We start from the raw sequence: 25,996 nt of genomic DNA on the forward strand, positions 1-25,996 counted from the left end.
TCGCGAATCCGGTGCGGAGAACGCTCGTGCGCCCAACGCACCGGATCGCGGCCGGGTTCAGGCTCCGGCGGCCTGGTCGCGGATCGGCAGTTGCCGGATCCGGCGGCCCGTCGCGGCAAAGACCGCGTTGGCGATGGCCGGCGCCACCGGCGGAACGCCGGGCTCGCCGACACCGCCGAGGGGCCCGTCATAGGACCCCGTCGGCACCAGATGGACGCGAACAACCTTCGGGGCGGCGTCGATCCGGATGATCTCGTAGCCGTCGAAGTTGTTCTGCTGGGCACGGCCCTGCTTGAAGGTGATCTCGGAGGTGAGGGCGAGCCCCATCCCCATGACCACCGCGCCCTCCATCTGCGAGCGGATGCGCTCCGGGTTCACCTGAGGCCCGCAATCGACGGCGATGTCGATCGCCTGGACCTTCACCTGGCCCTTCTCATCCACCTCTACCTCGGCGGCGACCGCCGTGTAGGTGACGAAGCTGTAGTGCCCGGCGATGCCCAGACCCCGGCCCTTGGGCATCTCACGACCCCAGCCGGCGCCCTTGGCGGCGGCCTCGATCACGCCCCGCAAGCGGCCCGTGTCGATGGGATAGCGGGACGGATCCTCGCCGTAGTTCCAGACGTCGCCGATGGAGGTCGGGTCGATCGTCCGGGCCGGGCCGATGAGATCCAGCAGGTAGTCCTTCGGGTCCCGCCCTGCCTCGTGGGCCAGCTCCGAGACGAAGGACTGGATCGCGAAGGCGTGGGGGATGTTCGAGACCGACCGGAACCAGCCGATCCGCACATGCGCTGCCGCCTCCGGGTTCTCCATCCGCATGTTGGGGATGGCGAAGGGGGTGTTCACGAGGCCCATGCCGAGTTCGAACGGCAGCTCGTGCTTCGGATCCGGCGCGAAGATCGAGCCGATCGTCGGCGCGCAGGAGCGGTGCAGCCACGCCACCGGCATGCCCTTGTCGTCCAGCCCGGCCTCGATCCGCTCGGCCGAGATGGTGTGGTAGAAGCCGTGGTGGATGTCGTCGTCGCGGGTCCAGGCGAGCTTGACCGGCGCCCCGTCGACCTCCCGGCTGCAGAGCGCCGCCTCGACCACGTAATCGGGCTTGGACTTGCGCCCGAAGCCGCCGCCGAGCAGCGTCACATGCACCGTGACCTTGTCGTCGGGGAGGTTGAGGGCCTTCATCAGCCGGTCGTTGGCCGCCTGAGGACCCTGCGTGCAGGCCCAGGCCTCGCAGACGCCGTCCTTCACCCGCGCCACGGCGGCCGGGGGCTCCATCGGTGCCTGGACGAGGTGGGGGACGAAGTACTCGGCGACCACCTTCTTGTTGGCCTTGGCCAGGGCGGCGTCCACGTCACCCTGGGTCCGCACCACCTTGCCGGGCTTGCGCGCCGCCGCCTCCAGCTCCTTGCGGAAGACATCGGTGTCGTAGGAGGCGTTCGGACCGTCGTCCCAGGTGATCTTGAGGGCCTCGCGGGCCTTCAGGGCCGCCCAGGTGTTCTTGGCCACCACGGCGACGCCGCCGAGCGGCATGAACTCGGAGGGGATCGGCGTAGCGGCGATCTTGAAGATCTTCACGACGCCCGCGACCTTCTTGGCCGCGCTGTCATCGAACGACTTCACCGTGCCGCCGTAGACCGGCGGGCGGGCGATAGCCGCGTAGAGCATCCCGTCGAGCTTGGTGTCGGCACCGTAGATGGCCCGGCCGGTGGTGATGTCGACGTTGTCGATCAGCCCGACCTTGCCGGTGCCGATATAGCGGAAATCCTTCGGGTCCTTGAGCTTGACGTCGGTGGGCACCGGCAACGCGGACGCCGCCTGTGCCACCGCGCCGTAATCGAGGGTCCTGCCGGACTTCGCGTGGGTGAGGGTGTGGTTCGTGGCCGTGACCTCGGCGGCCGGCACGCCCCATTGCGTGGCGGCGGCCTGGATGAGCATGGCCCGCATCGCCGCGCCGGCATGGCGGAAGTGCTGGAAGAAGTGGCGGAGCGAGCGCGAGCCGTCCGTGTCCTGGTTGCCGAAGCGGGTCTCGTCGCCCCAGGCCTGGACCACCTTCACCTTCGGCCAGGCGGCTTCCAGCTCGTCGGCCACGGTGAAGGCCACGGAGGTGCGCACACCCTGGCCCATGTCGGAGCGGTGGTTCGTCACCGTCACGGTGCCGTCGGGGGCGATGGCGATGAATACCTTCGGGTCGTCGCGCCAGCCATGCGGCATGCCGTCGGCGCCGTACTTGTGCTCCTTCTGCTCCTTGGTCTGGGTCTCGTCGGCCCGGGCCGGGGAGCGCAGCGACAGGGCGAGCACCAGGGCCCCCGCGCCGCCGAGAATGCCCCGGCGGCTGACATTGGCGAGCACCGGACGGGTCGCGGACCCGGCGGCGGTCGTGGCCTCTTGCTCGGCCATCAACTTGAGTTCGTGGATCACAGGCGCTCTCCCTGCGGGGCCGGGCTCTGGCCGGCGGCCTGGTGGATGGCGGCGCGGATGCGCGGATAGGTGCCGCAGCGGCAGATGTTGCCGCTCATGGCGTCGTCGATCTGCGCGTCGGTGGGCTTGGGCGTGTCCTTGAGCAGCGAGGCGGCCTGCATGATCTGGCCGCACTGGCAGTAGCCGCACTGGGCGACGTTCTGGTCGCGCCACGCCACCTGCACGGGGTGGTTCCCGTCCGGTGACAGGCCCTCGATCGTCACGACTTCCTGCCCCTCGGCCGCCGAGACCGGGGTGATGCAGGAGCGCACGGCGGTGCCGCCGAGGTGGATGGTGCAGGCGCCGCAGAGCGCCGCGCCGCAACCGAACTTCGAGCCGGTGAGCCCGACCTCGTCCCGCAGGTACCAGAGGAGCGGCATGTCGGGATCGCCGTCGAAGCTGCGGGCAGCCCCGTTCACGGTGAGCTTGATCATCGATGTCCCTCGCATTTCGACCGCTTGCAGGGGCGGTCCAGGGGGTCGGCGGCCGAGGGCGCACCTTCCCGGAAGCGGGAATGCAGCGGATGCATTCAATTAGAACGGGTTTAAGGAGGCCGCGGTTCGGCCGCAATGCACTGCAACCGCTCAGGTGCGCTGGCGCACGTGGAGCCCCCTGGCTCCCGGCGCGGTGACGGGACGTTGGGATCAGCCCTCGAACGTCTTGTCGTGGCCGATCAGCATAGCGCGCACATTCTTCGGAACGGGAAACCCGTAACCGGTACCGGGCTCCTCGAAGAAGAGTGTGCCGGACTTGTGATGGGCGCTGGCGTAGAGGCGACATCCAATCATTTTCAACGCCAGGTCCAGAGCCTGAAAGGCGTCCACCCCCGCACCGAATCTCTCTTCCGTCCCTTCGGGCCAGCCGATCGTGTAGCGGCAGATCCACATGCCGTCGTCATTCTCCGGTGCGTGCAGCACGATGGGAACGCCCTGTTCCACCGGTCCGGATCGTAGGGTGAGGGACCGTTCTGCGATGACCATGAGCGCGCCTCCGCGAATCAGCCGCGCTTATGGGACCGTGTCCAGGTCGGTCCTCCGGAACTCATCCGCCGTGGCGAGGATCGGGACACCGAAAGACCGTGCGGCGGCGTAGGGCAGGCAATCGCCGGAGAGTGAGCCCGTGGCGGCCTGCGCGAAAACGATGCGCGGCGGAGAGGGTCAGAGCCGTCGTCTCTCCGGCCGGCGGCAGGTCGCGGATCGCGATCCGCCGGGCTTCCAGGAATTCCGGGACGATCGGCTGCACAGCCTCGACCGTCAGATTGAACTTGTCGGGCCGGGCCAGCGCCAAGATCGCCTCCAGGACCACGACTGGTGAGGTCATGCAGTCGCTTGCGCCGGTCAGCGCCGCCGAGACACGTCCTGCCTCCGGTTCATCCGCCAGGAGGGCGACGATCGCAGAGGCATCGCCGAACATCAGCGGCCTTCCCACATCTCGTCATAGGCTTCGGAGGGAAGCGGTCGGCGGGCCGTCTTGATGAGCCGGATTCCGTGCCTCTCCCGCAGCCGCGCGCCGGTCTCCTGCGGAGTTTCCTGGCAATGTCGGCGTGCGATCGCCTCGGTGATGCCGACCCCTGCCATCGTGGCAAAGCGGCGGGTCAGCGCTTCGGCCTCGGGATTGTTGACGTTAATGGGCACAGCGATTTCCTCGACGGAGGGAGGAGATAAACCCTTCCGCCGATCCACCCCAGGGAACCCTGTTACACCGTCACCTGCGTCCCGACCTCGACCACGCGGCCCGTGGGGATCTGGAAGAAGTCCGTCGCGTCGTTGGCGTTCTTCGCGAGGGTAATGAAAATACGGTCCTGCCAGAGGGGCATGCCGGAATGGGCCGCCGGGCGGATCGAGCGGCGGGACAGGAAGAACGACGTCGCCATGATGTCGAACTTGAAGCCCTGGCGGCGCAGCAGGGTCAGGGTCTTGGGGATGTTCGGCGTCTCCATGTAGCCGAACTTCATCACCACCCGGTAGAAATGCGGGCCCACGGGGTCGATACGCACCTTGTCGGCCTCCCGCGAGCGGGGGGTGTCCACGGTCTCGACCGTGAGCACCACGTTCTTCTCGTGCAGCACCTTGTTGTGCTTGAGGTTGTGCAGGAGGGCCGCCGGGGCGATCTCCGGGTCGCTCGTGAGGAACACCGCGGTGCCGCGGACATGGTGGGGCGGGCTCTTCTCCAGCATCGCCACCAGCTCGGTCAGCGGCACGTCGGTCTTGCGGGTCTTATTGAACAGGATCGTCACGCCCCGCACCCAGGTCCACATCAGGATGATGAGGGCGCCGGCCAGCAGCAGGGGCACGTAGCCGCCCTCCACCACCTTGATGAGGTTCGAGAGCAGGAACAGGAACTCGATGGCGATGAAGGGTAGCATCGCCGCCGCCGCGGCGACCGGCGACCACTTCCACATCCGCCACATCACGAGGAACGTGAGGGAGGCGGTGAGCAGCATCGTCCCCGTCACGGCGATGCCGTAGGCCGAGGCCAGCGACGACGAGGTCTTGAACAGGACCGCCAGCAGCACGACCCCCACCATCAGCAGGGTGTTGATCTGCGGCAGGTAGATCTGCCCCGCATGGGATTCGGAGGTGTGGCGGATCTCGAGCCGCGGCAGCAGCCCGAGCTGGATCGCCTGCCTGGACAGGGAGAACGCCCCGGTGATCACCGCCTGGCTCGCCACCACGGTGGCCAGGGTGGCCAGCACCACCATCGGCAGCAGGCCCCAGGCCGGCACCATCTGGAAGAACGGGTCGGAGGTGTCGGGCTTCTCCAGCACCAGAGCGGCCTGGCCGAGGTAGTTGAGGGCCAGCGACGGGAAGACGAGGCCGATCCAGGCCAGCTGGATCGGCTTGCGCCCGAAATGGCCGAGGTCGGCGAACAGGGCCTCAGCCCCGGTCACCGCCAGGAACACGGCGCCCAGCGCCACCAGGGCCCCGGTGCCGTGGCCCAGCAGGTAGTTCACCGCGTGCCAGGGATTGACCGCCCGGAACACCTCCGGATGAAGGTGGATGTGCGGCAGCGCCACCGCCGCCATGGCGACGAACCAGACGATGGTCATCGGCCCGAAGAAGGCCGCGACCTTGGCCGTGCCACGGTTTTGCACCAGGAACAGGGCGAGGATGATCGCCACGGTGATCGGCAGGACGTAGTCGTCCAGGGTGGGGGTGACGAGCTTCAGGCCCTCCACCGCCGAGAGCACCGAGATGGCGGGGGTGATCACCGCGTCGCCGTAGAACAAGGCCGCGCCCATCAACCCGAGCATGAAGACGATGCGGGAGCCGCCCAGCGCCTTGCGGGCGAGCGCCATGAGCGAGAGGATGCCCCCCTCCCCGTTGTTGTCCATGCGCAGCAGGATCGCGACGTATTTCACGGTCACGATCAGGAACAGCGCCCACAGGATGAGGGAGACGGTGCCGAGCACCTCCTCCGGCAGGAGGATGCTGTCGGCCCGGGCCGGTCCCAGGGCCTCGCGGAAGGCGTAGAGCGGGCTGGTGCCGATGTCGCCGTAGACGACGCCGACCGACCCCACGAGCAGCGTCCAGAACCCGGCCTTCCCATGCCGGGTCTCGGCCCGCTCGGGCGAGTCGAGGGCGCCGGAGGGCGCGGGCCCGTCCGTCTCCGCGGGCGCTGCATCAGGCTGGGCGGAGGGGCCCGGTACGGCAGTCTGGGTCATGTGGGGTGTCGAAATTGTCCGGTCGGACGGCGGCGCGCGGTGCGGCTCTTCGCGATCCGGATCATGGGGGCATCGGGGCGCGAAAGATCCGCCGGGCTAGGCGGCCCTCGGGTTCGTGGCGCCTGAGTATCACGACCCCGTGCAAGCGGGAACCAGGGGCCGAGGCGATCAGCTACGCAGCGTGGCCGTGGAGCCCTCCCCTCCCCCCGCTGCGCTGCGCGAGCCTTACTCTGCCGCGCTGCGCGAGCCTTGGCCGAACCGGCGCTCGATGTAGTCGATGACGATGCCCTCGAAATCCTTGGCCAGCGTTGCACCGCGGAGCGTCATCGCCTTCTTGCCGTCGATGAAGACCGGGGCGGTGGGGGTCTCGCCGGTGCCGGGGAGCGAGATGCCGATATCGGCGTGCTTCGATTCGCCCGGGCCGTTCACGATGCAGCCCATCACCGCGACGTTCAGCCCCTCGACGCCGGGATAGGTCTTCTTCCACTCCGGCATGGAGGTGGTGATCCAGTTCTGGATGTCCCGGGCGAGCTCCTGGAACGTCGTCGAGGTGGTGCGCCCGCAGCCGGGGCAGGCCGCGACCAGGGGCACGAAGGTGCGGAAGCCCATGGTCTGCAGCAGTTCCTGCGCGACCTTCACCTCCACCGTCCGGTCGCCGCCCGGCTCGGGGGTCAGCGAGTAACGGATCGTGTCGCCGATGCCCTCCTGCAGCAGCACGCCGATGGCCGCGGAGGCCGCGACGATGCCCTTCGAGCCCATGCCCGCCTCGGTCAGGCCAAGGTGGATCGCATAGTCCGACCGGCGGGCGACCTCCCGGTAGACCGCGATCAGGTCCTGCACCGCCGAGACCTTGGCCGACAGGATGATCTTGTCCTTGCCGAGGCCCAACTCCTCGGCGCGCTTGGCGGAGCCCAGCGCGGAGCGGACCATCGCCTCGCGCATGACGGCGCGGGCATCGATCGGGCGCGCGGATTTCGCGTTCTCGTCCATCAGGTGGGTGAGGAGTTCACCGTCCAGCGAGCCCCAGTTGGCGCCGATCCGCACGGTCTTCCCGTACTTGATCGCCTGCTCGATGATGGTCGAGAACTGGGTGTCCTTCTTCTCCTTGAAGCCGACATTGCCGGGGTTGATCCGGTACTTGGCCAGCGCCTCGGCGCAAGCCGGATGGTCGGACAGGAGCTTGTGGCCGATGTAGTGGAAGTCGCCGACGAGCGGGACGTGGACGCCGATCCGGTCCAGGCGCTCGCGGATCTTCGGCACGGCGGCGGCGGCCTCGTCCCGGTCCACGGTGATTCGCACCAGCTCCGACCCGGCCCGGGCGAGCTGCGAGACCTGCGCCACGGTGCCGTCGATATCGGCCGTGTCGGTGTTGGTCATCGACTGCACGACGATGGGGGCACCGCCGCCCACCACGACCGAGCCCTCGCCTTCGCCGACCCTGACGCCGACCGTGCGGTGGCGCGGGGTGGGACCGGCGATCTCCGGGCCGAGGCCGGAGAGAGAGCCGGTGAAGAGGTTCTCGCTGTCGCTGCGGGCTTCCATGACTTCCGCTTTCCTGACTTCCACCGGGTCTTGCGCATGCGATGCCGGGACCGCGCAGCGCGAAAACTGACCTGTGCAGCATCTTAGCTGCGAACGGCGCGGCGCGGAATCAAGTCGGCCCGGTCCATGCCGGCTTCGGGTGCCTCATGTCCCATCCCCGGGGCGATGTCGAGGTTGGTGGGGCGATTTGCGCCATCTGTGACCTGGGCGCGACGGGGATCTGCAGCGCTCGATGCGGGATGCGGTGTCCTTCAAAACGCTGATCCCGTTCTCCCCCTCATCCTGAGGTGCGGCGAAGCCGCCTCGAAGGAGGTCTCCAGCCAGTCGCGCGATCCCTGGAGCCCTCCTTCGAGGCCCGCTGACGCGGGCACCTCAGGATGAGGAAGAGGGAGGGATCACTGTCGCCACGATCCCCCCTGAGGAGGCCGGGATACCCGTCCCCGCGAACAGCTCCCGCGCCGCCTCGACCTCGCCCGCGATTAAGGCTGCGACCGCGCGGATATGGGCCGCCTGCCGGTGGTCTTCGTGGATGTGCATGTGGAACGCCCGGGTGAGCGAGACCGCCTCCGGCAGGACCGCGCGAAGCCCCGGATGGGCGGCGGCGATGAAGGCGGGCAGGATGCACAGGCCGGCTCCTGCCAGCGTCGCATGCACCTGCGCCAGCAGGTTCGTCGAGCGCAACCGGGCCGCCACCGCCGGCCCCAGGGCGCCGAGGTAGTTCAGCTCCCGCGTGAACAGCATGTCCTCGATGTAGCCGACAAAGGGATGCCCTTCGAGGTCGGCCTGACTGCGGATCGGCGGCCTGTCGGCGAGGTACGAGTCGGCGCCGTAGACGAACAGCCGGTAATCGGTGAGCCGCCGGGCCACCACCCGCGCCTGCTGCGGCGGCGACAGGCTGACCACGATGTCGGCCTCCCGCTTCGACAGGCTGAAGATCCGGGCGGTAGCCATGATCTCCACCTCCAGCCCCGGATGCCGGACCGTGAGCTTGTGCATCCGCGCCGCCAGGAACACGCTGCCGAACCCGTCCGGGGCGCCGATCCGCACCGTGCCGGAGACGGTGTGGGCCGCCTCCGCCGCGGCGCTGGCCGACAGGAAGGCGCTCTCCATCCCCTCGGCGGCGGGAAGCAACTCCTCGCCCGCCTCCGTCAGGGCGTAGCCGACATTGCTCCGGTGGAAGAGCCTGGTGTCCAGCGTTTCTTCGAGGGCGCGGATACGGCGGCCGACGGTGGTGTGCTCGGTGCCCGTCTGAGCGGCGGCGGCGCTGAGTGTTCCCGTGCGGGCCACTGCCAGGAAGAAGCGCAGGTCGTCCCAGCTTCCGGCGGTTTTTCGGGCGACCATAGAGGCCTCTCAGGGGCATTGCCTCCCGCTCACCTCCTCATCCTGAGGAGCGGCGAAGCCGCCTCGAAGGAGGGCTCCAGTCAGCACCGGGCTTTCTGGAGCCCTCCTTCGAGGCCGCCGCTGCGCGCCGGCACCTCAGGATGAGGGGGTTGGCGAGAGGGTGCATCGATCCGGCACCGTGCATCGATGCACGACGGATGCGAGCCGGTCCAGCTTTATCGCTCAGCCGGTCCTGTTAGTGTCCCGGCAAAAGCCGATACGGCTCGAATCACAGGGAGATACGCCATGCGCAATGTCGGGCATTTCATCGGCGGCCGGACCGTGAACGGCGAGAGCGGCCGCACGGCGGACGTGTTCCATCCCTCGACCGGCGAGGTCCAGGCTAAGGTCGCGCTCGCCAGCAAGGCCGAGATGCGCGCCGCCATCGAGAACGCCAAGGCGGCCCAGCCGGCCTGGGCGGCGACCAACCCCCAGAAGCGCGCCCGGGTGATGATGCGCTTTCTGGAGCTGATCCGCGGCTACAATCAGGAACTCGCCGAGCTTCTGGCCTCCGAGCACGGCAAGACCGTCCCCGATGCCAAGGGAGACATCCAGCGCGGCGTCGAGGTGGTGGAGTTCGCCTGCGGCATCCCGCACCTGCTGAAGGGCGAGTACACCGAAGGCGCCGGCCCCGGCATCGACGTCTATTCCCTGCGTCAGCCGCTCGGCGTGGTGGCTGGCATCACGCCGTTCAACTTCCCGGCGATGATCCCCCTCTGGAAATGCGCCCCGGCCATCGCCTGCGGCAACGCCTTCATCCTCAAGCCGTCCGAGCGCGATCCGGGCGTGCCCATGCGCATCGCCGAAATCTTCCTGGAGGCCGGGCTGCCGCCGGGCATCCTCAACGTCGTGAACGGCGACAAGGAAGCCGTGGATGCGATCCTCGACGACGAGGACATCGCCGCCGTCGGCTTCGTCGGCTCGTCCTCCATCGCCGAGTACATCTATGTCCGCGCCGCGCAGACGGGGAAGCGCGCCCAGTGCTTCGGCGGCGCCAAGAACCACATGATCGTCATGCCCGACGCCAACATGGACCAAGCGGTCGATGCCCTGATCGGCGCCGGCTACGGTTCGGCCGGTGAGCGCTGCATGGCGATCTCGGTGGCGGTGCCGGTGGGCGAGAAGACCGCCGACCGGCTGATGGAGCGGCTGATCCCCCGGGTAGAGAGCCTGAAGATCGGCCCGTCCCATGACGAGGCGGCGGATTACGGCCCCCTCGTCACCCGCGAGGCGGTGGAGAAGGTCCGCGGCTACATCGAGACGGGCGTGCGCGAAGGCGCGCAGCTGGCCGTCGACGGCCGCGGCTTCAGGCTCCAGGGTTACGAGAACGGCTTCTACCTCGGCGGCTCGCTGTTCGACCGGGTGACGCCGGACATGACGATCTACAAGGAGGAGATCTTCGGGCCGGTGCTCTCGGTGGTCCGGGCCAAGGATTACGAGGAGGCGCTGGCCCTGCCCTCGACCCACCAGTACGGCAACGGTGTCGCGATCTTCACCCAGGACGGCGACGCCGCCCGGGACTTCACCACCCGCGTGAACACCCGCATGGTCGGCGTGAACGTGCCGATCCCGGTCCCGATCGCCTACCACACCTTCGGCGGCTGGAAGCGCTCCGGCTTCGGCGACCTGAACCAGCACGGGCCGGACTCGATCCGCTTCTACACCAAGACCAAGACCGTGACCCAGCGCTGGCCCTCCGGCATCAAGAGCGGCGCGGAGTTCTCGATCCCGACGATGCGGTAGGACGCAGCATCGGGGGCCGGGGTTGATCCCACCCTGGCCCTTATCCTGAGAGGCTGTCTGGAAAGTCGATTCCTTCCCTCACTCCCCCTCATCCTGAGGTGCCGCGGAGCGGCCTCGAAGGAGGGCTTCAGACTGCGCTGCGATCCCTGGAGCCCTCCTTCGAGGCCTCCGCTGCGCTCCGGCACCTCAGGATGAGGGCGAGGGTGAAAGAACCGCCTGCTTCTTGGTCAAACACTCAGGATGAGGATGAGGGCGAGGGTTGGGGGCGATGATGCAGCCGCCCCCTGCTTGCGGAGAAGGGCGAACCCGCGCTTGGTTCCGGGACGGGGAGGACCACCCATGCCATTCGGCCTCGACGAGGACCACACCGCGATCCGCGACATGGCCGCCGCCTTCGCGGCCGACCATATCGCCCCCCACGCCCTCGCATGGGACGAGACCAAGACGTTTCCCGTCGAGACCCTGCGCGAAGCAGCCGGGCTCGGCATGGCGGCGATCTATGTCCGCGAGGACTCCGGCGGCACCGGGCTCGGGCGGATCGAGGCGGCGCTGATCTTCGAGGCCCTGGCGATGGGCTGCCCGACGGTGGCGGCCTTCCTGTCGATCCACAACATGTGCGCCTGGATGGTCGACGCCTACGGCTCCGACGCGCAGCGCGCCCGCTTCCTCCCCGGCCTGACGGCCATGGACACCATCGCGAGCTACTGCCTCACCGAGCCGGGCTCCGGCTCCGACGCGGCGGCGCTCCGCACCCGCGCTGAGCGGGACGGCGACCATTACGTGCTCCACGGGGAGAAGCAGTTCATCTCCGGCGCCGGCGCCGCCGACCTCTACCTCTGCATGGTCCGCACCGGCGGCCCCGGGCCGAAGGGCGTCTCGGCCGTGCTGGTCGAGAAGGACACGCCCGGTCTCTCCTTCGGCGCCAACGAGCGCAAGATGGGCTGGAACGCCCAGCCCACCCGCGCCGTCCGCTTCGACGGCTGCCGGGTGCCGGTGGCCAACCGCCTCGGCGCCGAGGGCGAAGGTTTTCGGATCGCCATGAGCGGGCTCGACGGGGGCCGCATCAACATCGCCGCCTGTTCCCTCGGCGGGGCGCAATCGGCGCTCGACAAGGCGCTCGCCTATATGGGTGACCGCCGGGCCTTCGGGGCGAAGCTCACCGACTTCCAGGCCCTGCAGTTCCGGCTCGCCGACATGCAGACGGCGCTCACCGTCTCGCGGACCTTCCTGCACCATGCCGCGCGGGCGCTGGACGCCAAGGCCCCCGAGGCGACGCAGCTCTGCGCCATGGCCAAGCGCTACGTCACCGATGCCGCGTTCGAGGTGGCCAACCAAGCGCTGCAGCTGCATGGCGGCTACGGCTACCTCGCCGAGTACGGCATCGAAAAAATCGTCCGGGACCTGCGGGTGCACCAAATCCTGGAGGGGACCAACGAGATCATGCGGGTGATCGTCGCCCGCGCCCTGATCGGGGACCGCTGATGGACGAGGTGATCGTCGATGTCGAAGGCCATCTGGGGCGCATCCGCCTCAACCGGCCGAAGGCGCTGAATGCCCTGAACCATCCGATGGTCGGGCTGATCGACAGGGCCCTGGACTGGTTCGCGGCCGACCCGGCCGTGACGGCGGTTCTCCTGACCGGCGAGGGCGAGCGCGCCCTCTGCGCGGGGGGCGATCTGCGTTCCCTCTACGAGAACGAGACCGCCTTCGCCGAGGACTTCTGGCGGGACGAGTACCGCCTCGATTCGCGCATCAGCCGATACGAAAAACCCTTCGTGGCGGTGATGGACGGCATCACCATGGGCGGTGGCGTCGGACTTTCCGGGCACGCCGCCCACCGGATCGTCACCGAGCGCTCCCGTGTCGCCATGCCCGAGACCGGCATCGGCTACTTTCCCGATGTCGGCGGGACGTGGCTGCTGCCCCGGGCGCCCGGCGAGCTCGGCACCTATCTCGGCCTGACCGGCGCACAGATCGGCGCCGCCGACGCCATCCTCTGCGGCATGGCCGATGCGTTCATGCCCTGCGCCGCCGTGCCGGACCTCGCGGCCGCTCTGACCGCCGGCGAGGACGTGCCGTCGGCCATCGCCCGCTTGAGGCAGGATCCCGGCCCGGCGCCGCTGTCCGCCCACCGCCCGGTGATCGACCGCTGCTTCGCCTACGATGGGGTGGACGAGATCCTCACCGCCCTCGCCGCGGACGGCTCGGACTTCGCCGCGGAGACCAGGACGGTGCTCCTCACCAAGGCGCCGTCGAGCCTCGTGCTGACCCTCTGCCTGCTGCGCCTCGGCCGGGTGGCGCCGAGCCTGGAAGCCTGCCTGGAGCGGGAGTTCCATGCCTCCCTGGCGCTGCTCGCGGAGGGCGATTTTCGTGAGGGCATCCGCGCGGCGGTGATCGACAAGGACAAGACCCCCCGCTGGAACCCGGCGAGTCTCGCCGCGGTCGATCCCGCCCGGATCGCCCGGTGGCTGGAGACCCGGGCGGAGCCGGTGTTCACCAAGGACCGGACCGGGCCGGTGTGAGGTAGGCATCCCCTCTCCCCGCTTGCGGGGAGAGGGCTTCGGCGACCTCGTCGTCGCCGAAGCGAGGCGGCAGCCGGGGGTGAGGGGGGTGCCGAACGCGCCCGATCCGGTGAGCCCCCTCACCGCCGCTCCGGCTTCGCCTTTCGCTTTCCGCCGACACGACAAGGTGTCAGCGGGCCTCTCCCCGCAGGCGGGGAGTGGGGAAGAACCGAGAGAAAAACGGGAGGACATCACCATGGCACGGACGATCGGCTTCGTCGGGCTCGGCAACATGGGCGGGCCGATGGCCGCCAACCTCGTGAAGGCGGGGCACAGCGTGCGCGGCTTCGACCTCGCCCCGGCCTCCCTCGACGCCGCCCGGGATGCGGGCATCGCGGTGGCCGCCTCGGCCCTGGAGGCCGTCGAGGGGGCCGACGCGGTGGTGACCATGCTCCCCGCCGGCCGGCACGTCATCGACGTCTGGACGCAACTCGCCGGTGCGCTTCCCGCCGGCACGCTGCTCATCGATTCCTCCACCATCGACGTGGAGAGCGCCCGCAAGGCCCACGCCCTCGCGAACGCACGGGGCTGCCTCTCCGTCGACGCTCCGGTCTCCGGCGGGACCGGGGGTGCCAGGGCCGGCACGCTCACCTTCATGGCCGGGGGAAGCGGCGACGCCTTCGCCGCGGCCGAGCCCCTGTTGAAGGTCATGGGCAAGAACGTGTTCCACTGCGGTGAGGCGGGGGCCGGTCAGGCGGCCAAGATCTGCAACAACATGATCCTCGGCATCTCGATGATCGGCGTCTGCGAGGCCTTCGCGCTCGGCGAGAAGCTCGGCCTGTCGCATGAGGCCCTCTACGACGTCGCCTCCGTCTCGTCCGGGCAGTGCTGGTCGCTCACCACCTATTGCCCGGTGCCCGGCCCGGTGCCGACCTCCCCGGCCAACACCGGCTACAAGCCGGGCTTCGCCGCCGCGCTGATGCTGAAGGACCTGCGCCTCGCCCAGGCCGCGGCCATCGCCGCCGGAGCCTCCACGCCCCTGGGCGCGGAGGCCGCACAGATCTACGGCCTGTTCGACGGCCTCGGCCACGGGGGTGAGGACTTTTCCGCCATCATCCATATGCTCCGGGGGCAAGGGCAAGGGCAGCAATAAGGGGAGGAGGCGTGATGGCCTACGAGACGATTCTCACCGAAACCCGGGGGCGGGTGCGCCTCGTCACCCTCAACCGGCCGAAGGCGCTCAACGCCATCAACGCTCAGCTCACCGCCGAGTTGATCGCGGCGGTGACGGAGGCCGATGTCGATGACGGGATCGGCTGCATCGTGATCACCGGCTCTGAGCGGGCCTTCGCCGCCGGCGCCGACATCAAGGAGATGCAGCACCTTTCCTACGCCGAGGTCTACGGCAAGGACCGCTTCTCCGACTGGGACCGGTTCAACGCGGTGCGCACGCCGGTGATCGCGGCGGTGGCGGGCTATGCGCTGGGTGGCGGCTGCGAGCTCGCCATGATGTGCGACTTCATCCTTGCCGCCGACACGGCGCAGTTCGGGCAGCCGGAGATCAAGCTGGGCGTCATGCCCGGCATGGGCGGCAGCCAGCGCCTCGCGCGCTTCATCGGCAAGGCCAAGGCCATGGAGATGTGCCTGACCGGGCGCATGATGGACGCCGCCGAGGCCGAGCGCTGCGGCCTCGCCTCGCGGATCGTCCCGGCGGCGGAACTGGTCGAGGAGGCGGTGAAGACGGCCGCCACCATCGCTGGCATGTCGAAGCCCGGGGCGATGATGACCAAGGAGGCGGTGAACCGCGCCTACGAGACCACCCTCGCCGAGGGCCTGCGCTTCGAGCGGCGGGTGTTCCACGCCATGTTCGCCACCGAGGACCAGAAGGAAGGCATGGCCGCCTTCGTGGAGAAGCGCCCGGCGACGTTTTCACATCGGTGACGGGGCCGCTCCATTCCCGGCCGGACATCCCGCCCTCCCCCTCATCCTGAGGTGCCCGCCGCAGGCGGGCCTCGAAGGAGGGCTCCAGGGATCGCCGAGCCCTCTGGATGTCTCCTTCGAGGCCGCTGACGCGGCACCTCAGGATGAGGGACAAGGGTGGGATGAACGGGCCTCCCACCGGGGGAGGAGATCAGGTCACATTCGACGATCACGAAGGGGAGGATACACATGCCGAGCTTCAGGGAGGCCCGCGACCTGCTGCTGGCCCGCCGCACGGATTACGCCGCGGCGATCGCGGAGTTTGCGTGGCCCGAGCCCGTGCCGTTCAACTGGGCGCTGGACTGGTTCGATGCCGGCCTCGCCGCCGAGTTCCCCGACCGGCCGGCGCTCCGCATCGTCGAGGCGGCCACGGGGGCCGAGCTGTCCCTGACCTTCGGCGAGCTGAGCCGCCGCTCCAACCAAGTCGCCAACCGCCTCGCCCGCCTCGGGCTGAAGCGCGGCGACCACCTGCTCCTGCTGCTCGGCAACGTCCCGGCCCTGTGGGAGACCTTCCTGGCCGCCATGAAGCTCGGCATCGTGGTGATCCCCGCGACCACCCTGCTCACCGCCGAGGAACTCGCCGACCGGCTCGAGCGCGGCCGGGCCAGGGCCATCGTTGCGGGGCCGGAGCAGCTGCCGCGATTCGCCGGGCTCGACACGGGGGGCATCGTCCGCATCGTCACCGGACCGGCGGCGGAGGGCTGGCTCGCCCATGACGACGCCTTCGCCGAGGTGGACACCTTCACCCCCGATGCGCCGACGGGGCCTGAGGACCCGCTGATCCTCTATTTCACCTCCGGCACCACGGCGAAGCCGAAGCTGGTGCGCCACAGCCACCGGTCCTATCCGGTGGGGGCCCTGTCCACCATGTACTGGCTCGGGCTCCAGCCCGGCGACCAGCATTGCAACGTGTCCTCGCCGGGCTGGGCCAAGCACGCATGGTCCTCGTTCTTCGCCCCCTGGAACGCGGGGGCGACGATCCTCGTGATTAACCAAGCTCCGTTCAACGCGGGCGTCCTCCTGAACCAACTGGAAAAGACCGGGGCGACGACCCTCTGCGCCCCGCCCACCGTCTGGCGCATGGTGATCCAGGAGCGGCTCGACGGCCGCGACCTGACCTTGCGCGAGGTTTGCGCCGCCGGGGAGCCCCTGAACCCTGAGGTGATCGAGCGGGTGAAATCCGCCTGGGGCCTCACCATCCGCGATGGCTACGGCCAGACCGAGACGACGGCGCTAATGGCCAACACGCCGGGCCAGCCGGTGGTGCCCGGCGCCCTCGGGCGGCCGCTGCCCGGCTACCGGGTGCGGGTGCTCGATGCCGACGGCGAGCCGGCGCGCGAGGGCGAGGTCTGCCTCGAACTCGGCGCCCACCGCCCCGCCGGCCTGATGCAGGGCTACGACGACGGGCGCGGCCACCTCTCCGGGGCCGATGGCGACCTGTACCGCACCGGCGACGTCGCCTTCGTGGACGGGAATGGCTGCTACACCTTCGTCGGCCGGGCCGACGACGTGTTCAAATCCTCGGGCTACCGGATCAGCCCCTTCGAATTGGAGAGCGTGCTGATCGAGCACCCCCTCGTCGCTGAGGCGGCGATCGTGCCGGTGCCCGACCCCCTCCGCTACCTGATCCCCAAGGCCTACGTGCTGCTCACCGCCGCCGGGACGCCGGGGCCCGAGGCGGCCCTCGACATCTTCCGCTTCACCAACGCCAAGCTCGCGGGCTTCAAGCGCCTGCGCGCCCTGGAATTCGTGGCGGAACTGCCCAAGACCATCTCCGGCAAGATCCGCCGGGTGCAGCTGCGCCGCCTGGAGCACGACGGCGTGACCGACGACCCCTACCGCGGGATGGCCTTCACCCAGGCCGATTTCCCGGAACTGAAGGGCGAGGCCGAGAGAAAACCAGACCAGACGGCGGGCTGACGCCCCCTCACCTTGGCGGTGATGGGCGAGCGCAGGAACCGTCAAGGTTTCCGGGCCCCTTCCGCATTACGAAGGAATTAGCCGATCCGGCGAGGTCCGCATCGACCTTGCCCCGCGGAGGGTGCGGGCGGGCGGCCGATCCGTAAAATTGTCCGCATTCGCTTCAGGGCGATGGAGGCGGGAAGGCGCAATCCTGGGTTCACGGAGCACGGGATTGCACGCGATGAGCGCCGGTTTTCTGAGGGCCTTGCGGGGAACGGTGATCGCCGCGCTGGCGCTTGCGGCCTCCGCCGCGGGCGCGCAGGCCCAGGTTCTGGCGAGCCTGCCCGCCGAGCCCGGGATCGTCCCGAAGGCCGAGGCGCGGCCCATCGCGGCCTGGGTGACGTTCTGCGAGAGCTACGCCGCCGAATGCGCCGTGGACCGGAACGAGCCGGCGCGGATCGCCCTCACCCCCGCCGTGTGGGCCATGATCGTCTCGGTAAACCGCCGGATCAACAAGTCGGTCGAACCCATGACCGACATGGAGCATCTCCACGTCGCCGACCGGTGGGACCTCGCCGAGGACGGCATCGGCGACTGCGAGGATTACCAGCTTCTCAAGCGCCACCTGCTGGCCGAAGCCGGGCTGCCCCGCCGGGCCATGCGCATGACGGTCGTCATCGACGAGAAGGGCGAGGGCCACGCGGTCCTGACGCTGATCACCGACCGGGGCGACCTCGTCCTCGACAACAAGACCGACACGATTCTGCCGTGGCACCGCACGGGCTACGTTTTCATCAAGCGCGAGAGCCAGGATACCGTGGCCTGGGTGTCCCTGGGGGGCGCCACCTCCCCGGTGACGACCGCCAACCGCTGATCACGCGGCGCGTGGCAGGTCCGACCGGGACAGATCCACTGTCGTGAGGCCGGCAACGTAAGTCTCGACCCGGCCGATGAACCCAGCCAGATGCGGCGCGACTCCGCGCAGGGAGGCGAGGTCGCGAATCAGGATGTCCCGGGAGAGGGTCCGGTCCCCCGCCGTCGGGGCGCCTTCGAGATAGGCGTTCACCGCGTGCTCCGCGATCCCGAGGGCTCCGGCCCGTCCATCCTCGGCGAGGGCTCTGATCACCTGCTGGATGGCGGGCTGCATGGGGGTGTCCTCGGTTCCTCGGGCACGGTGCCGTCCCGTGGCCGCATTCTTGCGACGATGGTCGATGGAGCGATGCAGCGAGGCCTTGGCCCGCAGCGCGTCTCAAGCCGGCAAAGGACGGTAAGGCCAAGGGATCGAACGAGTTATCGGCTAGGCCGCAACGCCGGTATTACCGCAACGCATGGCTGTGTCCGGAAGCCTGATTCAAAAACATATCTATGACTGGAACTCCTTGTCCGTGCCGGGGGTTATTTCGCGTTCATTTTTCAGTTGTGTGCGCAACTGGAGCGTGCAAGCTTTCCCCGTCGTCATGCGACACGGGGTCTGGCATGGGCGAAGGAGCGGTCGTCCCAGGGTTTCCCTTCGGCGGTTGGACCACCGGCCGATGGCACGGCGGCGCCCTCCGCGACCGGGGTCGCCAAACGGCGAGCTTCGCCATGGTCGGCCTTCTCCTGACGCTGGGTAGCGCCACGACCCATGCCCACCGCGGGCGCGATCTGCCGGATGGCGTCGCCGCCGCCACGGGGGGCGAACCGACCCGGAGCATCGCCGGCTGGACGGATTTCTGCCGCCGGATGCCGGAGGAATGCGCCGTCGATCCCGGCGAGCCGAGGGCGATTCCCCTGACGCTCGCGGTCTGGCGGACCCTGCGCAGCGTGAATACCCGGGTGAACGCCCGAATCAGGCCGATGACCGATCTGGCCCATTGGGGTGTGACCGACCGCTGGGATTTCCCCGATGACGGGTTCGGCGATTGCGAGGACTACCAGCTCCTCAAGCGGCGCATGCTCGTTGAGCGCGGCCTGCCCCGGCGGGCGCTGCTGATGACCGTGGTGATCGACGAGATCAACGAGGGCCATGCCGTGCTCACCGTCCGCACGGACCGGGGCGACTTCATCCTCGACAACAAGACCGACGAGATCCGCCCGTGGAAGAGGGTGCCCTATACCTTCATCAAGCGGGCCGGCCAGGAGGGGCCGGCCTGGGTCTCCCTGGAGGAGACGGACAAGGACAGGAACCGGCGTCCCAGCATGGATGCGAAGGTCGCCACCGCCGAACCCTGACCGGCGAATCCTACTCCATCACACCCCGACGATCATCGAAGCCAAGTTCAGGGCCACGCGCCCGGAGACGAGGCCCCAGCCGCAGGCGACCATCGTCGCCAGCATCACGAAGGGGAAGGGGCGCCCCTCGATGCGCCGGCCGCGTACGGTGTTGCGCAGGATGATGAACGGAGCCGAGAAGGCCAGCAGAGGCAGGGCCGCCACCGCGGAGAAGCCGCCCCGCTCCAACAGGGTGAAGCTTGCCCGCCGGGCGGCGAAGAGCTCGAAGGAACTCGCCAGCAGCCCCGACAGGGCGAGGCCGATGCACAGGGTGCGCAGCGAGTCGACGGCAGCGGGGCTGAGGGGCATGGCACGCGGTCCCGGAATGACCCGCGCACTGTGCCGCATCGTTTATCAAACGTTAAGCGGAGAGTTTACTTAGCGTTAACTGTTCACAGGCCGCTCGAGCCTGCCTCAGCAGAACTGCCAAGCTTGGTCCGGCCGCCTTGCCGCCATCTATGAAGTTCATCGCGCTGCACGGTGGGGGCAGCGCGGTGGCCCCGATGGACGGGTCCACCGGGGCTCTGGCGGACCCGTCCGCAGAAGCGGGCGAACCGCTGTGTTTCAGACGTCCTCGAGATCGATGTCGAGGATCGCCATGCGGAACACGAAGGAATCGTCGCCGTCTTCCTTGTCGTCCGCGATCACGCCGATCGATTCCTCGCCGATGAAGACTTCGGCGGTGTCGCCGGTCTTCATGGCCGTGAGGCGAATGTTGGTGTTCGCGAAGGTGCGGCGCATGTAGGCTTGCAGCTTCGCGATCTCAGATTTCGTCACGCTGTCAATTCTCCGCTGGCGGCGAGGAGCGAGGGGGCAGCGCTTGCCACGGCGGGCCCCCCGCCGCAAGCGTCGCCCGACGCGGAACCGCCCGTCAGGCCCTCAGATCCCTTCGCCGACATGGATGAAGGCGTCGATCGCCACAAGCTGGTCCATCGCCCGGGCCGGATCGTCGCAACCGGCCGTGCCGACGACGCGGGCGGGCACGCCCACCACCGTGGTGTTCGCCGGGACCGGCCGCAGCACCACCGAGCCGGCGGCGACCCGGGCGCAGGCCCCGACCTCGATGTTGCCGAGGATCTTGGCCCCGGCCCCGATCATGACGCCCCGGCGGATCTTCGGATGCCGGTCGCCCCGCTGCTTGCCGGTGCCCCCGAGGGTGACCGCGTGCAGGATCGACACGTCGTCCTCGATCACCGCCGTGGAGCCGACCACGAGGCCGGTGGCATGGTCGAGGAACACGCCCCGGCCGATCCGCGCCGCGGGGTGGATGTCGCACTGGAACACCTCCGAGACGCGGCTCTGGAGGTAGAGGGCGAGGTCCCGCCGCCCCCGGGTCCACACGTGGTGGGCGAGGCGGTGGGCCTGCAGGGCATGGAAGCCTTTGAAGTACAGCACCGGCTCCAGGGCGCGCAGGGTCGCCGGGTCCCGGTCGATCACCGCGCCGATATCGGCGCGGAAGGCGGCGCCGATGGACGGATCCGCCTGGATCGCCTCGTGGAAGGCGTGGGCGATCAGCTCCGCCGGCAGGGACGGGTGCCCGAGCCGAGCGGCGACCCTGTGGGAGACCGCCCCCTCCAGGGTCGGATGGTTGAGGATGGTGGCGACCATTAGCGAGGCGAGCTGCGGCTCTGTCTGCAGCACCTCCTCGGCCTCGCCGCGGACCCGCGACCAGACGGGATCGCACACGGAGAGGTCCCTGGACTGGCCCGTCGCGGTGAAGGCTGGACTTGCGCTCATGGTCCCGCGCCCGTGTTGCTCGAAAATCAGGGTTCCCAAGGGCCGGGCCCTTTGGCGGGTGCAGGGCGGTGCCCTGCGGTTCCCAGGGGCCTTGCCCCTGGACCCCACCAAAGGGCCCGGCCCTTTGGGAACCCGGGACTTTAGCGTGGGGCGCTGCTACGCCCCGATCAAGGGTGCGGACTCCGCAGGGCTGGTGCGCGGCGGCGTCCTGTCACCCCGCCTTGGCGAGACCGAAGCGGGTCTCGATCGCCGCCGTCAGGCGGTCGAGCATCACCGGCACCGGGATGTCGGACGTGTCGACCTGGGCGGCGGCCCGGGCATAGAGCGGCTCGCGGCTCGCCAGGACGGCACGCAGTTCCTGCATCGCGGAGGCATGGTCCCCCGTCGTCGGCAGGTGGCCCTGCTCCCGTACGCGGTTCATGTGCTCCTCCGGCCGGGCGCGCAGCCAGACCGTGTAGAACGCCTGAAGCAGCAGATCGTAGGTCAGCGGCTCGGCGACGATGCCGCCGCTCGTCGCCAGGATGAGCGGGCCGGGATGCTCGGTGAGCCGGCGCAGGGCGGCCTGCTCCAGCCGGCGGTACCCTTCCTGGCCGTAGATCGCGAAGATCTCCCGCACCGACAGGGCGTTCTCCCGCTCGATCTCCGCGTTCAGCTCCACGAAGGTCCAGCCGAGCCGTTCCGCCGCGAGCTTGCCCAGGGTGGACTTGCCGGCGCCCCGCAGGCCGATCAGGGCGACGCGCGCCCCTCCCGCCGATTCGTTGCGGTTGCCGCCGGACAGGATGTCCTTGGCCGCCGTGATCTGAGCCGGATTCGCGTGGGACAGCAGGTCCCGGATCACCGGCCAGTCGGAGTGGGCATCGTCCCCGGTGATGAGGTCGTCGAGGCGCACGCCCATCGCGTTGGCCACCCGCCGCAGCAGGATGATCGAGACGTTGCCCTGACCACCCTCGAGCTGGGCGATGTATCGCTCGGACAACCCCGACAGCTGCGACAGCACCTTCCGCGAGAGGCCCCGGACCGTGCGCGCATGGCGCACCCTGCGGCCGAGATCCGCGAGGAAGAGTGTCTCCTGTTCGATCACGCCGGCCATAGCGCCGTTCGCTTTCCTGCCGTTTCGGGAACGCCGCCCCACCCGGATATGCGCCGCAGGCCGGCCCCCCGGCAAGGAAGGGCAGGCCCGCAACGGATCATCCGAGCGAAGACCAGCGTAACCCTACCCCGATAAATTCGATGTTGTCGCCGCCGCCCCTGAGAGGCGCAGGAGGCTCTGTGGCCCCGATACCGGCGTCGTGTCTATGTGTTGCGGAACGTCCCGATGGTCAAGCCTCGCGGCAAGTCTCGGCGGGGAAAGGATTGGCGGGGACAGGAGCGGAGCCCCATGCGGAGAATGCTGGCAGCGGACTATTGTGCCGGAAGGGCGACGGCTTCCCGGACGAGACCGGCACCGGCGGCGGGCCGGGGCATGGCCGCCAGGGCCAAAAGCTTCGCGGAGGGCCGCTGGGGCGGGAGCGGAACGGCGATGGCCTCCGCCTGAGCGGACGCTGCCTCGGCCGTCGCGGCGGCGGGCGCGGAGAGGTCGGTCGTGGCGGAGGCCGGGGACGACAGGCGCAGCTCGGTGAAGGCGGCGGGGGTGGACGCGGCGGCCAGCCCATCGGGCCGGCGGGGCGGCAGGGGCACCTCGACCGATTCGACGGCGGCCTGCATCGCGGCCTGCGGGGCGGCGCCGGTGGACCGGATGTCGGTCGTCAGGCTCGCGTACTGGACCTGCGCATCCCCGGCGAGGGCGGCAGGGCGGCGGGGCGGCAGGGGCACCTCGACGGAAGCGGCCGGCGGCTCCGCGGCGGCATAGGCCAGGGCGCCCGGGACGCCCGCGGCATCCGACGGGGTCGGCGTGCCGGTGAAGAAGCTGGCCAGGGCGCTGGCGGAGGCTGCGACCGGCGCCATCGTGGAGGCGACCACCGTCGGCACGCCCTGCCGCTTGGCGGCGTAATAGTAGCCCCGGTTATAGTACTGATAGGCTTGGTGGATGTTGCCCTGCGCGGTGCGGTAGGCCCCTGCGAGATAGGCGACGCCGTAGCGGAGGTTGGTCTCGGGGTCGTACAGCCCCGCCGGATCGCCGGTATAGCCCAGCGCCCTGGCGGTGGCGTGCTTGATCTGCATGAGGCCAAGCGCGCTGCCGCCCTTGGCGTTGGGGTTGTAGTTGCTCTCGCGCTTCACGACGGCATGCACGAAGCTTGCCGGCACTCCGTTGGCCTTGGCCTGCTGCTCGATCAGCGCGTCGATGTTGTCGCGCGCCGTCTGGGCAAAGGCGGTCGCTGGGGCGACCGCGATGGCGGCAGCAAGGAAGAGGCGGTGCATTCCGAGACCCGGTCTTGCTTGTTCTATGGTCAAGCTAGGTCACCGGAAAATGAGGCCGGAAAACGGCCCCGAGCCGGCGGTGAGGGGGCGGAAGAGGGGTCGGACACCCGCCATCCCGCCTTATCGGCCGCCAGCCCACCCCTGTGCCCGGTAGGCCACAGGCTTCCTGCCTCAGGGCAGGATGAACGCCTCGACCCCGTGGGCGAACCCGTCCGAATCGTTGTCCCGGGTGACGGCGCGGGCGGCGGCCTTCACCGCCTCGTCGGCATTGCCCATCGCGACGGAGAAGCCGCTCCGGGCGAACATCGGCCGGTCGTTGGCGGCGTCGCCGAAGGTGGCGATGCGCTCCGACGGGATCGCGAGATGCCGGCTCAGCCACGCGACGAACTGGCCCTTGTCGAGGCCGGGCGGGGTCACGTCGAGGTAGTAGGCCTGCGACCGGTGGATCGTAGCCCGCTCGCCCAGCGCCCCCTGCAGCCGGCCTTCGCAGGCGGCCAGCAGGGCGTGGTCGCGGCTGACGCCCACGATCTTCGAGGCTTCGTCCAGGAGACCGGCCAGATCCTCCGTTACCCGCGGTTCCGCATCGAGGGTGCGGCGTTCCAGATCCGCGTAGGGCCCCTGCGGGTCGCGCAGGTACCATGCGCCCCGGGCGAAGACCCAGACATCCAGCCCCTCCGCCGACAGGCGCTCCATCGCCTCGCGGCCCACGGGGGCGGGCAGGCGCCGCTCCTCGATCACCGCGAGGTCCGGGCCGACGACGGTGGCCCCGTTATAGGCGCCCATCGGCAGGTCGAGGCCCAATGTCGCCACGAGGTTGCGCAGGCCGATGGGCGGCCTCGCCGAGGCGATGGTGAAGCCGATCCCCGCCGCCCGCAGGCGCCCCACCGCCGCCACGGTGGCCGCCGTGAAGGTCTTGTCGGAAGTGGCGAGGGTACCGTCGACGTCGGAGACGACGAGTTGGATGCCGTCCGCCTTCATGCCGAGACTCCTCCGGTTTCGTTAAGGCGGGCGAGGACGTGCTCGGCCACCGCCTCGGGCGGTGCGAGGATGCCCACGGTGATCGGGTGCTCGTCGGGCCCGGGGGGTTCGAGGACTGCGAACTGGCTGTCGAGGAGGCCCGGCGGCATGAAGTGCCCGTGCCGGTGGGCGAGACGGCGGGCGATCACCTCCCGGTCCCCCTCGAGGTAGACGATCCGGACCCGGCGGCTGCCGCCGGTGAGGATGTCGCGATAGGTCCGGCGCAGGGCCGAGCAGACGATGACCCCCGATTCGTCCGCCTCCAGGCGCTGGCGGATCCAGGTGGCGATCCGGGCAAGCCACGGGGCACGGTCCTCGTCGTCGAGGGCTTGGCCGGCATGCATCTTGGCGATGTGCTCGGGGGTATGGAAACTGTCGCCGTCCACGAAGATCCAGCCCAGCCGTTCGGCCACCAAGGCGGCGACCGTGCTCTTGCCGGACCCGGACACGCCCATCACCACGAGGACCTGAGCCGCCTTCATCCCGTCCATCGGTCCTCCGACGCGCCACCGTCCCTTTATTAGGGTGGGGATGACGCCCCGGCATCCCGGATCCGGAAGGAACCGCGCCGCTCGCCCCGCGTTCACCAGAACATTTCAGGAACGAGTGAGCCCTATGGCCAATACCGCCTCCAAGAACGCTGCTTCCAAGAGCACCGCCGGGACCGACGACAAGGGCGAAGCCCATGCGGAGAACCCCAAGATCGATCCCAAGGACAGCTCGAACCAGATCAAGGACCCCGACCAGTGGACCACCGGCGGTGAGCCCATGACCGGGGCTCAGGCGTCCTACCTGAAGACCCTCTCCGAGGAGGCCAAGGAGCCCGACGCCTTCGACGACGGCCTGGACAAGGCCGAGGCCTCCAAGCGCATCGACGCCCTGCGTCATAAGGCCGGCCACGCTTGAGGGGCAGCCGCGTCCCTTGGCGATCCCGTTAAGCCGACGGAAATTCCTATGGGTTAGCAACGGGTCTCATCGCCCGGCCCCCGGATCGACCGGGGGCCGGGCGGGTGAACGGATTCACGGACGATGAGCGAGCCGATCACGGACGCAGCCAGACCCTCCCCGCGCCTTAGCTTCGCGCGTGCGGCGTTCCGGCGTTTCAAGGACGATGCCGGCGGGGCAACGGCCCTGGAATATGCGATGATCGGTGGCCTGATTTTCGCCGTGATCGCTGGGTCCCTCAAGCTCTACGGCTCGAAGCTGGACGGGGTCTACGGCCAGATCGGCAGCACCATGGCCCAGGTCTACTGAGCGCACCTCTCTCGAGCGCATCCCATGGCCTTCGCAGGCCGGGAAAGCGTGGGGAGCGGGGATGAAACACCCCAGCCCCGCGTGCAACCGCCGGTGTGGCAGGCCCGCTACGGACACTCCGCTGCCCATGCGGTAGGCACGGCAACGGCCAGACCCATGGACATCGTCCGGATGCGAACCACCCCGATCATGCTTCTCGCCGCGACGGCGCTGTCGG

27 protein-coding genes are annotated in these 25,996 nt (G+C 69.4%); 11 read left to right on the plus strand and 16 right to left on the minus strand.

Annotated features, from left to right (window positions below; genetic code table 11):
• Positions 1 to 57: 57 nt before the first annotated feature.
• The 8 genes from MFF22_RS23885 to MFF22_RS23920 form a co-directional block, all read right to left on the minus strand.
• Complete coding sequence (locus tag MFF22_RS23885; protein WP_238253218.1) at positions 58 to 2,412, minus strand: xanthine dehydrogenase family protein molybdopterin-binding subunit; 2,355 nt, start codon at positions 2,410 to 2,412, stop codon at positions 58 to 60.
• Positions 2,409 to 2,885 carry a (2Fe-2S)-binding protein gene (locus MFF22_RS23890; RefSeq protein WP_238253219.1) on the minus strand — a complete coding sequence of 159 codons (477 nt, stop codon included), beginning with the start codon at positions 2,883 to 2,885 and terminating at the stop codon, positions 2,409 to 2,411. Before MFF22_RS23890 ends, MFF22_RS23885 begins: the two co-directional genes overlap by 4 nt.
• Before the next feature lie 210 nt (positions 2,886 to 3,095).
• On the minus strand, positions 3,096 to 3,431 hold the full coding sequence (locus tag MFF22_RS23895; RefSeq protein WP_238253220.1) for a DUF6968 family protein: 336 nt from the start codon (positions 3,429 to 3,431) through the stop codon (positions 3,096 to 3,098).
• 61 nt (positions 3,432 to 3,492) lie between these two features.
• The gene (locus MFF22_RS23900) at positions 3,493 to 3,864 is read right to left on the minus strand and encodes a type II toxin-antitoxin system VapC family toxin (RefSeq protein WP_238253221.1); all 372 of its coding nucleotides are present in this window, start codon (positions 3,862 to 3,864) and stop codon (positions 3,493 to 3,495) included.
• Positions 3,864 to 4,133 (minus strand): type II toxin-antitoxin system VapB family antitoxin, encoded by a 270-nt coding sequence (locus MFF22_RS23905; protein ID WP_370877619.1) that lies wholly within the window; start codon positions 4,131 to 4,133, stop codon positions 3,864 to 3,866. Before MFF22_RS23905 ends, MFF22_RS23900 begins: the two co-directional genes overlap by 1 nt.
• Before the next feature lie 14 nt (positions 4,134 to 4,147).
• Positions 4,148 to 6,115: a potassium transporter Kup gene (locus MFF22_RS23910; protein ID WP_238253222.1), complete on the minus strand. Its 1,968-nt coding sequence runs from the start codon at positions 6,113 to 6,115 to the stop codon at positions 4,148 to 4,150.
• 225 nt (positions 6,116 to 6,340) lie between these two features.
• Positions 6,341 to 7,657, minus strand: coding sequence for a flavodoxin-dependent (E)-4-hydroxy-3-methylbut-2-enyl-diphosphate synthase (gene ispG, locus MFF22_RS23915; RefSeq protein ID WP_238253223.1), 1,317 nt, complete (start codon positions 7,655 to 7,657; stop codon positions 6,341 to 6,343).
• A gap of 372 nt (positions 7,658 to 8,029) precedes the next feature.
• Entirely contained in the window at positions 8,030 to 8,998 is a 969-nt protein-coding gene (locus MFF22_RS23920) for a LysR family transcriptional regulator (RefSeq protein WP_238253224.1), read from the minus strand.
• Between the two features lie 285 nt (positions 8,999 to 9,283).
• Between MFF22_RS23920 and MFF22_RS23925 the strand changes: the two genes are divergently transcribed.
• The 7 genes from MFF22_RS23925 (at position 9,284) to MFF22_RS23955 (ending at position 18,037) form a co-directional block, all read left to right on the plus strand.
• The gene (locus MFF22_RS23925) at positions 9,284 to 10,780 is read left to right on the plus strand and encodes a CoA-acylating methylmalonate-semialdehyde dehydrogenase (RefSeq protein ID WP_238253225.1); all 1,497 of its coding nucleotides are present in this window, start codon (positions 9,284 to 9,286) and stop codon (positions 10,778 to 10,780) included.
• Positions 10,781 to 11,119: 339 nt separating this feature from the next.
• Positions 11,120 to 12,262, plus strand: coding sequence for an acyl-CoA dehydrogenase family protein (locus MFF22_RS23930; protein ID WP_238253226.1), 1,143 nt, complete (start codon positions 11,120 to 11,122; stop codon positions 12,260 to 12,262).
• A complete protein-coding gene (locus tag MFF22_RS23935; RefSeq protein WP_238253227.1) occupies positions 12,262 to 13,302 on the plus strand; it encodes an enoyl-CoA hydratase/isomerase family protein in 1,041 nt (346 codons plus the stop codon). The genes MFF22_RS23930 and MFF22_RS23935 overlap by 1 nt, the downstream gene beginning before the upstream one ends.
• 235 nt (positions 13,303 to 13,537) lie before the next feature.
• Positions 13,538 to 14,434 carry a 3-hydroxyisobutyrate dehydrogenase gene (mmsB, locus tag MFF22_RS23940; protein ID WP_238253228.1) on the plus strand — a complete coding sequence of 299 codons (897 nt, stop codon included), beginning with the start codon at positions 13,538 to 13,540 and terminating at the stop codon, positions 14,432 to 14,434.
• Positions 14,435 to 14,448: 14 nt separating this feature from the next.
• Positions 14,449 to 15,222 (plus strand): enoyl-CoA hydratase, encoded by a 774-nt coding sequence (locus tag MFF22_RS23945; protein ID WP_238253231.1) that lies wholly within the window; start codon positions 14,449 to 14,451, stop codon positions 15,220 to 15,222.
• A gap of 228 nt (positions 15,223 to 15,450) precedes the next feature.
• A complete protein-coding gene (locus tag MFF22_RS23950) occupies positions 15,451 to 17,181 on the plus strand; it encodes an AMP-binding protein (RefSeq protein ID WP_238253232.1) in 1,731 nt (576 codons plus the stop codon).
• Positions 17,182 to 17,404: 223 nt separating this feature from the next.
• Positions 17,405 to 18,037: a transglutaminase-like cysteine peptidase gene (locus tag MFF22_RS23955; protein WP_238253233.1), complete on the plus strand. Its 633-nt coding sequence runs from the start codon at positions 17,405 to 17,407 to the stop codon at positions 18,035 to 18,037.
• Here the strand turns inward: MFF22_RS23955 and MFF22_RS23960 are convergent, their stop codons facing one another.
• Entirely contained in the window at positions 18,038 to 18,310 is a 273-nt protein-coding gene (locus MFF22_RS23960; protein WP_238253234.1) for a hypothetical protein, read from the minus strand.
• A 329-nt stretch (positions 18,311 to 18,639) separates the two neighbouring features.
• Between MFF22_RS23960 and MFF22_RS23965 the strand changes: the two genes are divergently transcribed.
• Complete coding sequence (locus MFF22_RS23965) at positions 18,640 to 19,374, plus strand: transglutaminase-like cysteine peptidase (RefSeq protein ID WP_370877620.1); 735 nt, start codon at positions 18,640 to 18,642, stop codon at positions 19,372 to 19,374.
• Between the two features lie 18 nt (positions 19,375 to 19,392).
• On the opposite strand, the gene MFF22_RS23970 is transcribed toward MFF22_RS23965, so the two are convergent.
• The 7 genes from MFF22_RS23970 to MFF22_RS24000 all read right to left on the minus strand — a co-directional run bounded on the left by MFF22_RS23970 (position 19,393) and on the right by MFF22_RS24000 (position 25,016).
• Positions 19,393 to 19,722, minus strand: a complete 330-nt coding sequence (locus MFF22_RS23970; RefSeq protein ID WP_238253235.1) for a DUF6949 family protein — start codon at positions 19,720 to 19,722, stop codon at positions 19,393 to 19,395.
• Positions 19,723 to 19,977: 255 nt separating this feature from the next.
• Positions 19,978 to 20,190 (minus strand): DUF3126 family protein, encoded by a 213-nt coding sequence (locus MFF22_RS23975; RefSeq protein ID WP_238253236.1) that lies wholly within the window; start codon positions 20,188 to 20,190, stop codon positions 19,978 to 19,980.
• Positions 20,191 to 20,292: 102 nt separating this feature from the next.
• Positions 20,293 to 21,150 carry a serine O-acetyltransferase gene (gene cysE, locus MFF22_RS23980; protein ID WP_238253237.1) on the minus strand — a complete coding sequence of 286 codons (858 nt, stop codon included), beginning with the start codon at positions 21,148 to 21,150 and terminating at the stop codon, positions 20,293 to 20,295.
• A gap of 211 nt (positions 21,151 to 21,361) precedes the next feature.
• A complete protein-coding gene (locus tag MFF22_RS23985) occupies positions 21,362 to 22,282 on the minus strand; it encodes a helix-turn-helix transcriptional regulator (protein ID WP_283206210.1) in 921 nt (306 codons plus the stop codon).
• A gap of 269 nt (positions 22,283 to 22,551) precedes the next feature.
• The gene (locus MFF22_RS23990; RefSeq protein WP_238253240.1) at positions 22,552 to 23,508 is read right to left on the minus strand and encodes a lytic transglycosylase domain-containing protein; all 957 of its coding nucleotides are present in this window, start codon (positions 23,506 to 23,508) and stop codon (positions 22,552 to 22,554) included.
• A 171-nt stretch (positions 23,509 to 23,679) separates the two neighbouring features.
• Positions 23,680 to 24,486: a Cof-type HAD-IIB family hydrolase gene (locus tag MFF22_RS23995; protein WP_238253243.1), complete on the minus strand. Its 807-nt coding sequence runs from the start codon at positions 24,484 to 24,486 to the stop codon at positions 23,680 to 23,682.
• On the minus strand, positions 24,483 to 25,016 hold the full coding sequence (locus MFF22_RS24000) for a gluconokinase (protein WP_238253244.1): 534 nt from the start codon (positions 25,014 to 25,016) through the stop codon (positions 24,483 to 24,485). Before MFF22_RS24000 ends, MFF22_RS23995 begins: the two co-directional genes overlap by 4 nt.
• 124 nt (positions 25,017 to 25,140) lie before the next feature.
• Between MFF22_RS24000 and MFF22_RS24005 the strand changes: the two genes are divergently transcribed.
• From MFF22_RS24005 to MFF22_RS24015, 3 genes are all read left to right on the plus strand, one after another.
• Complete coding sequence (locus tag MFF22_RS24005) at positions 25,141 to 25,431, plus strand: DUF3072 domain-containing protein (RefSeq protein ID WP_238253245.1); 291 nt, start codon at positions 25,141 to 25,143, stop codon at positions 25,429 to 25,431.
• A 123-nt stretch (positions 25,432 to 25,554) separates the two neighbouring features.
• Positions 25,555 to 25,779 (plus strand): Flp family type IVb pilin, encoded by a 225-nt coding sequence (locus tag MFF22_RS24010; protein ID WP_238253246.1) that lies wholly within the window; start codon positions 25,555 to 25,557, stop codon positions 25,777 to 25,779.
• A gap of 24 nt (positions 25,780 to 25,803) precedes the next feature.
• Positions 25,804 to 25,996, plus strand: a 193-nt coding sequence (locus MFF22_RS24015) for a hypothetical protein (protein WP_238253247.1), incomplete at its 3' end; no start/stop codon positions are given.

It is taken from the genome of Methylobacterium persicinum, assembly GCF_022179525.1.
Classification (GTDB): Bacteria; Pseudomonadota; Alphaproteobacteria; order Rhizobiales; family Beijerinckiaceae; genus Methylobacterium; species Methylobacterium persicinum.

Bases quoted from the DNA above. Each gene is read 5' to 3' on its own strand.
- cysE (WP_238253237.1), bottom strand. From the start codon at position 21,150: ATGAGCGCAAGTCCAGCCTTCACCGCGACGGGCCAGTCCAGGGACCTC.
- MFF22_RS23930 (WP_238253226.1), top strand. From the start codon at position 11,120: ATGCCATTCGGCCTCGACGAGGACCACACCGCGATCCGCGACATGGCC.
- MFF22_RS24005 (WP_238253245.1), top strand. From the start codon at position 25,141: ATGGCCAATACCGCCTCCAAGAACGCTGCTTCCAAGAGCACCGCCGGG.
- MFF22_RS23990 (WP_238253240.1), bottom strand. From the start codon at position 23,508: ATGCACCGCCTCTTCCTTGCTGCCGCCATCGCGGTCGCCCCAGCGACC.
- MFF22_RS24000 (WP_238253244.1), bottom strand. From the start codon at position 25,016: ATGGACGGGATGAAGGCGGCTCAGGTCCTCGTGGTGATGGGCGTGTCC.
- MFF22_RS23935 (WP_238253227.1), top strand. From the start codon at position 12,262: ATGGACGAGGTGATCGTCGATGTCGAAGGCCATCTGGGGCGCATCCGC.
- MFF22_RS23920 (WP_238253224.1), bottom strand. From the start codon at position 8,998: ATGGTCGCCCGAAAAACCGCCGGAAGCTGGGACGACCTGCGCTTCTTC.
- MFF22_RS23895 (WP_238253220.1), bottom strand. From the start codon at position 3,431: ATGGTCATCGCAGAACGGTCCCTCACCCTACGATCCGGACCGGTGGAA.
- MFF22_RS23970 (WP_238253235.1), bottom strand. From the start codon at position 19,722: ATGCCCCTCAGCCCCGCTGCCGTCGACTCGCTGCGCACCCTGTGCATC.
- MFF22_RS23960 (WP_238253234.1), bottom strand. From the start codon at position 18,310: ATGCAGCCCGCCATCCAGCAGGTGATCAGAGCCCTCGCCGAGGATGGA.
- MFF22_RS23945 (WP_238253231.1), top strand. From the start codon at position 14,449: ATGGCCTACGAGACGATTCTCACCGAAACCCGGGGGCGGGTGCGCCTC.
- MFF22_RS23890 (WP_238253219.1), bottom strand. From the start codon at position 2,885: ATGATCAAGCTCACCGTGAACGGGGCTGCCCGCAGCTTCGACGGCGAT.
- ispG (WP_238253223.1), bottom strand. From the start codon at position 7,657: ATGGAAGCCCGCAGCGACAGCGAGAACCTCTTCACCGGCTCTCTCTCC.
- MFF22_RS23950 (WP_238253232.1), top strand. From the start codon at position 15,451: ATGCCGAGCTTCAGGGAGGCCCGCGACCTGCTGCTGGCCCGCCGCACG.
- MFF22_RS23955 (WP_238253233.1), top strand. From the start codon at position 17,405: ATGAGCGCCGGTTTTCTGAGGGCCTTGCGGGGAACGGTGATCGCCGCG.
- mmsB (WP_238253228.1), top strand. From the start codon at position 13,538: ATGGCACGGACGATCGGCTTCGTCGGGCTCGGCAACATGGGCGGGCCG.
- MFF22_RS23910 (WP_238253222.1), bottom strand. From the start codon at position 6,115: ATGACCCAGACTGCCGTACCGGGCCCCTCCGCCCAGCCTGATGCAGCG.
- MFF22_RS23900 (WP_238253221.1), bottom strand. From the start codon at position 3,864: ATGTTCGGCGATGCCTCTGCGATCGTCGCCCTCCTGGCGGATGAACCG.
- MFF22_RS23965 (WP_370877620.1), top strand. From the start codon at position 18,640: ATGGGCGAAGGAGCGGTCGTCCCAGGGTTTCCCTTCGGCGGTTGGACC.
- MFF22_RS23995 (WP_238253243.1), bottom strand. From the start codon at position 24,486: ATGAAGGCGGACGGCATCCAACTCGTCGTCTCCGACGTCGACGGTACC.
- MFF22_RS24010 (WP_238253246.1), top strand. From the start codon at position 25,555: ATGAGCGAGCCGATCACGGACGCAGCCAGACCCTCCCCGCGCCTTAGC.
- MFF22_RS23925 (WP_238253225.1), top strand. From the start codon at position 9,284: ATGCGCAATGTCGGGCATTTCATCGGCGGCCGGACCGTGAACGGCGAG.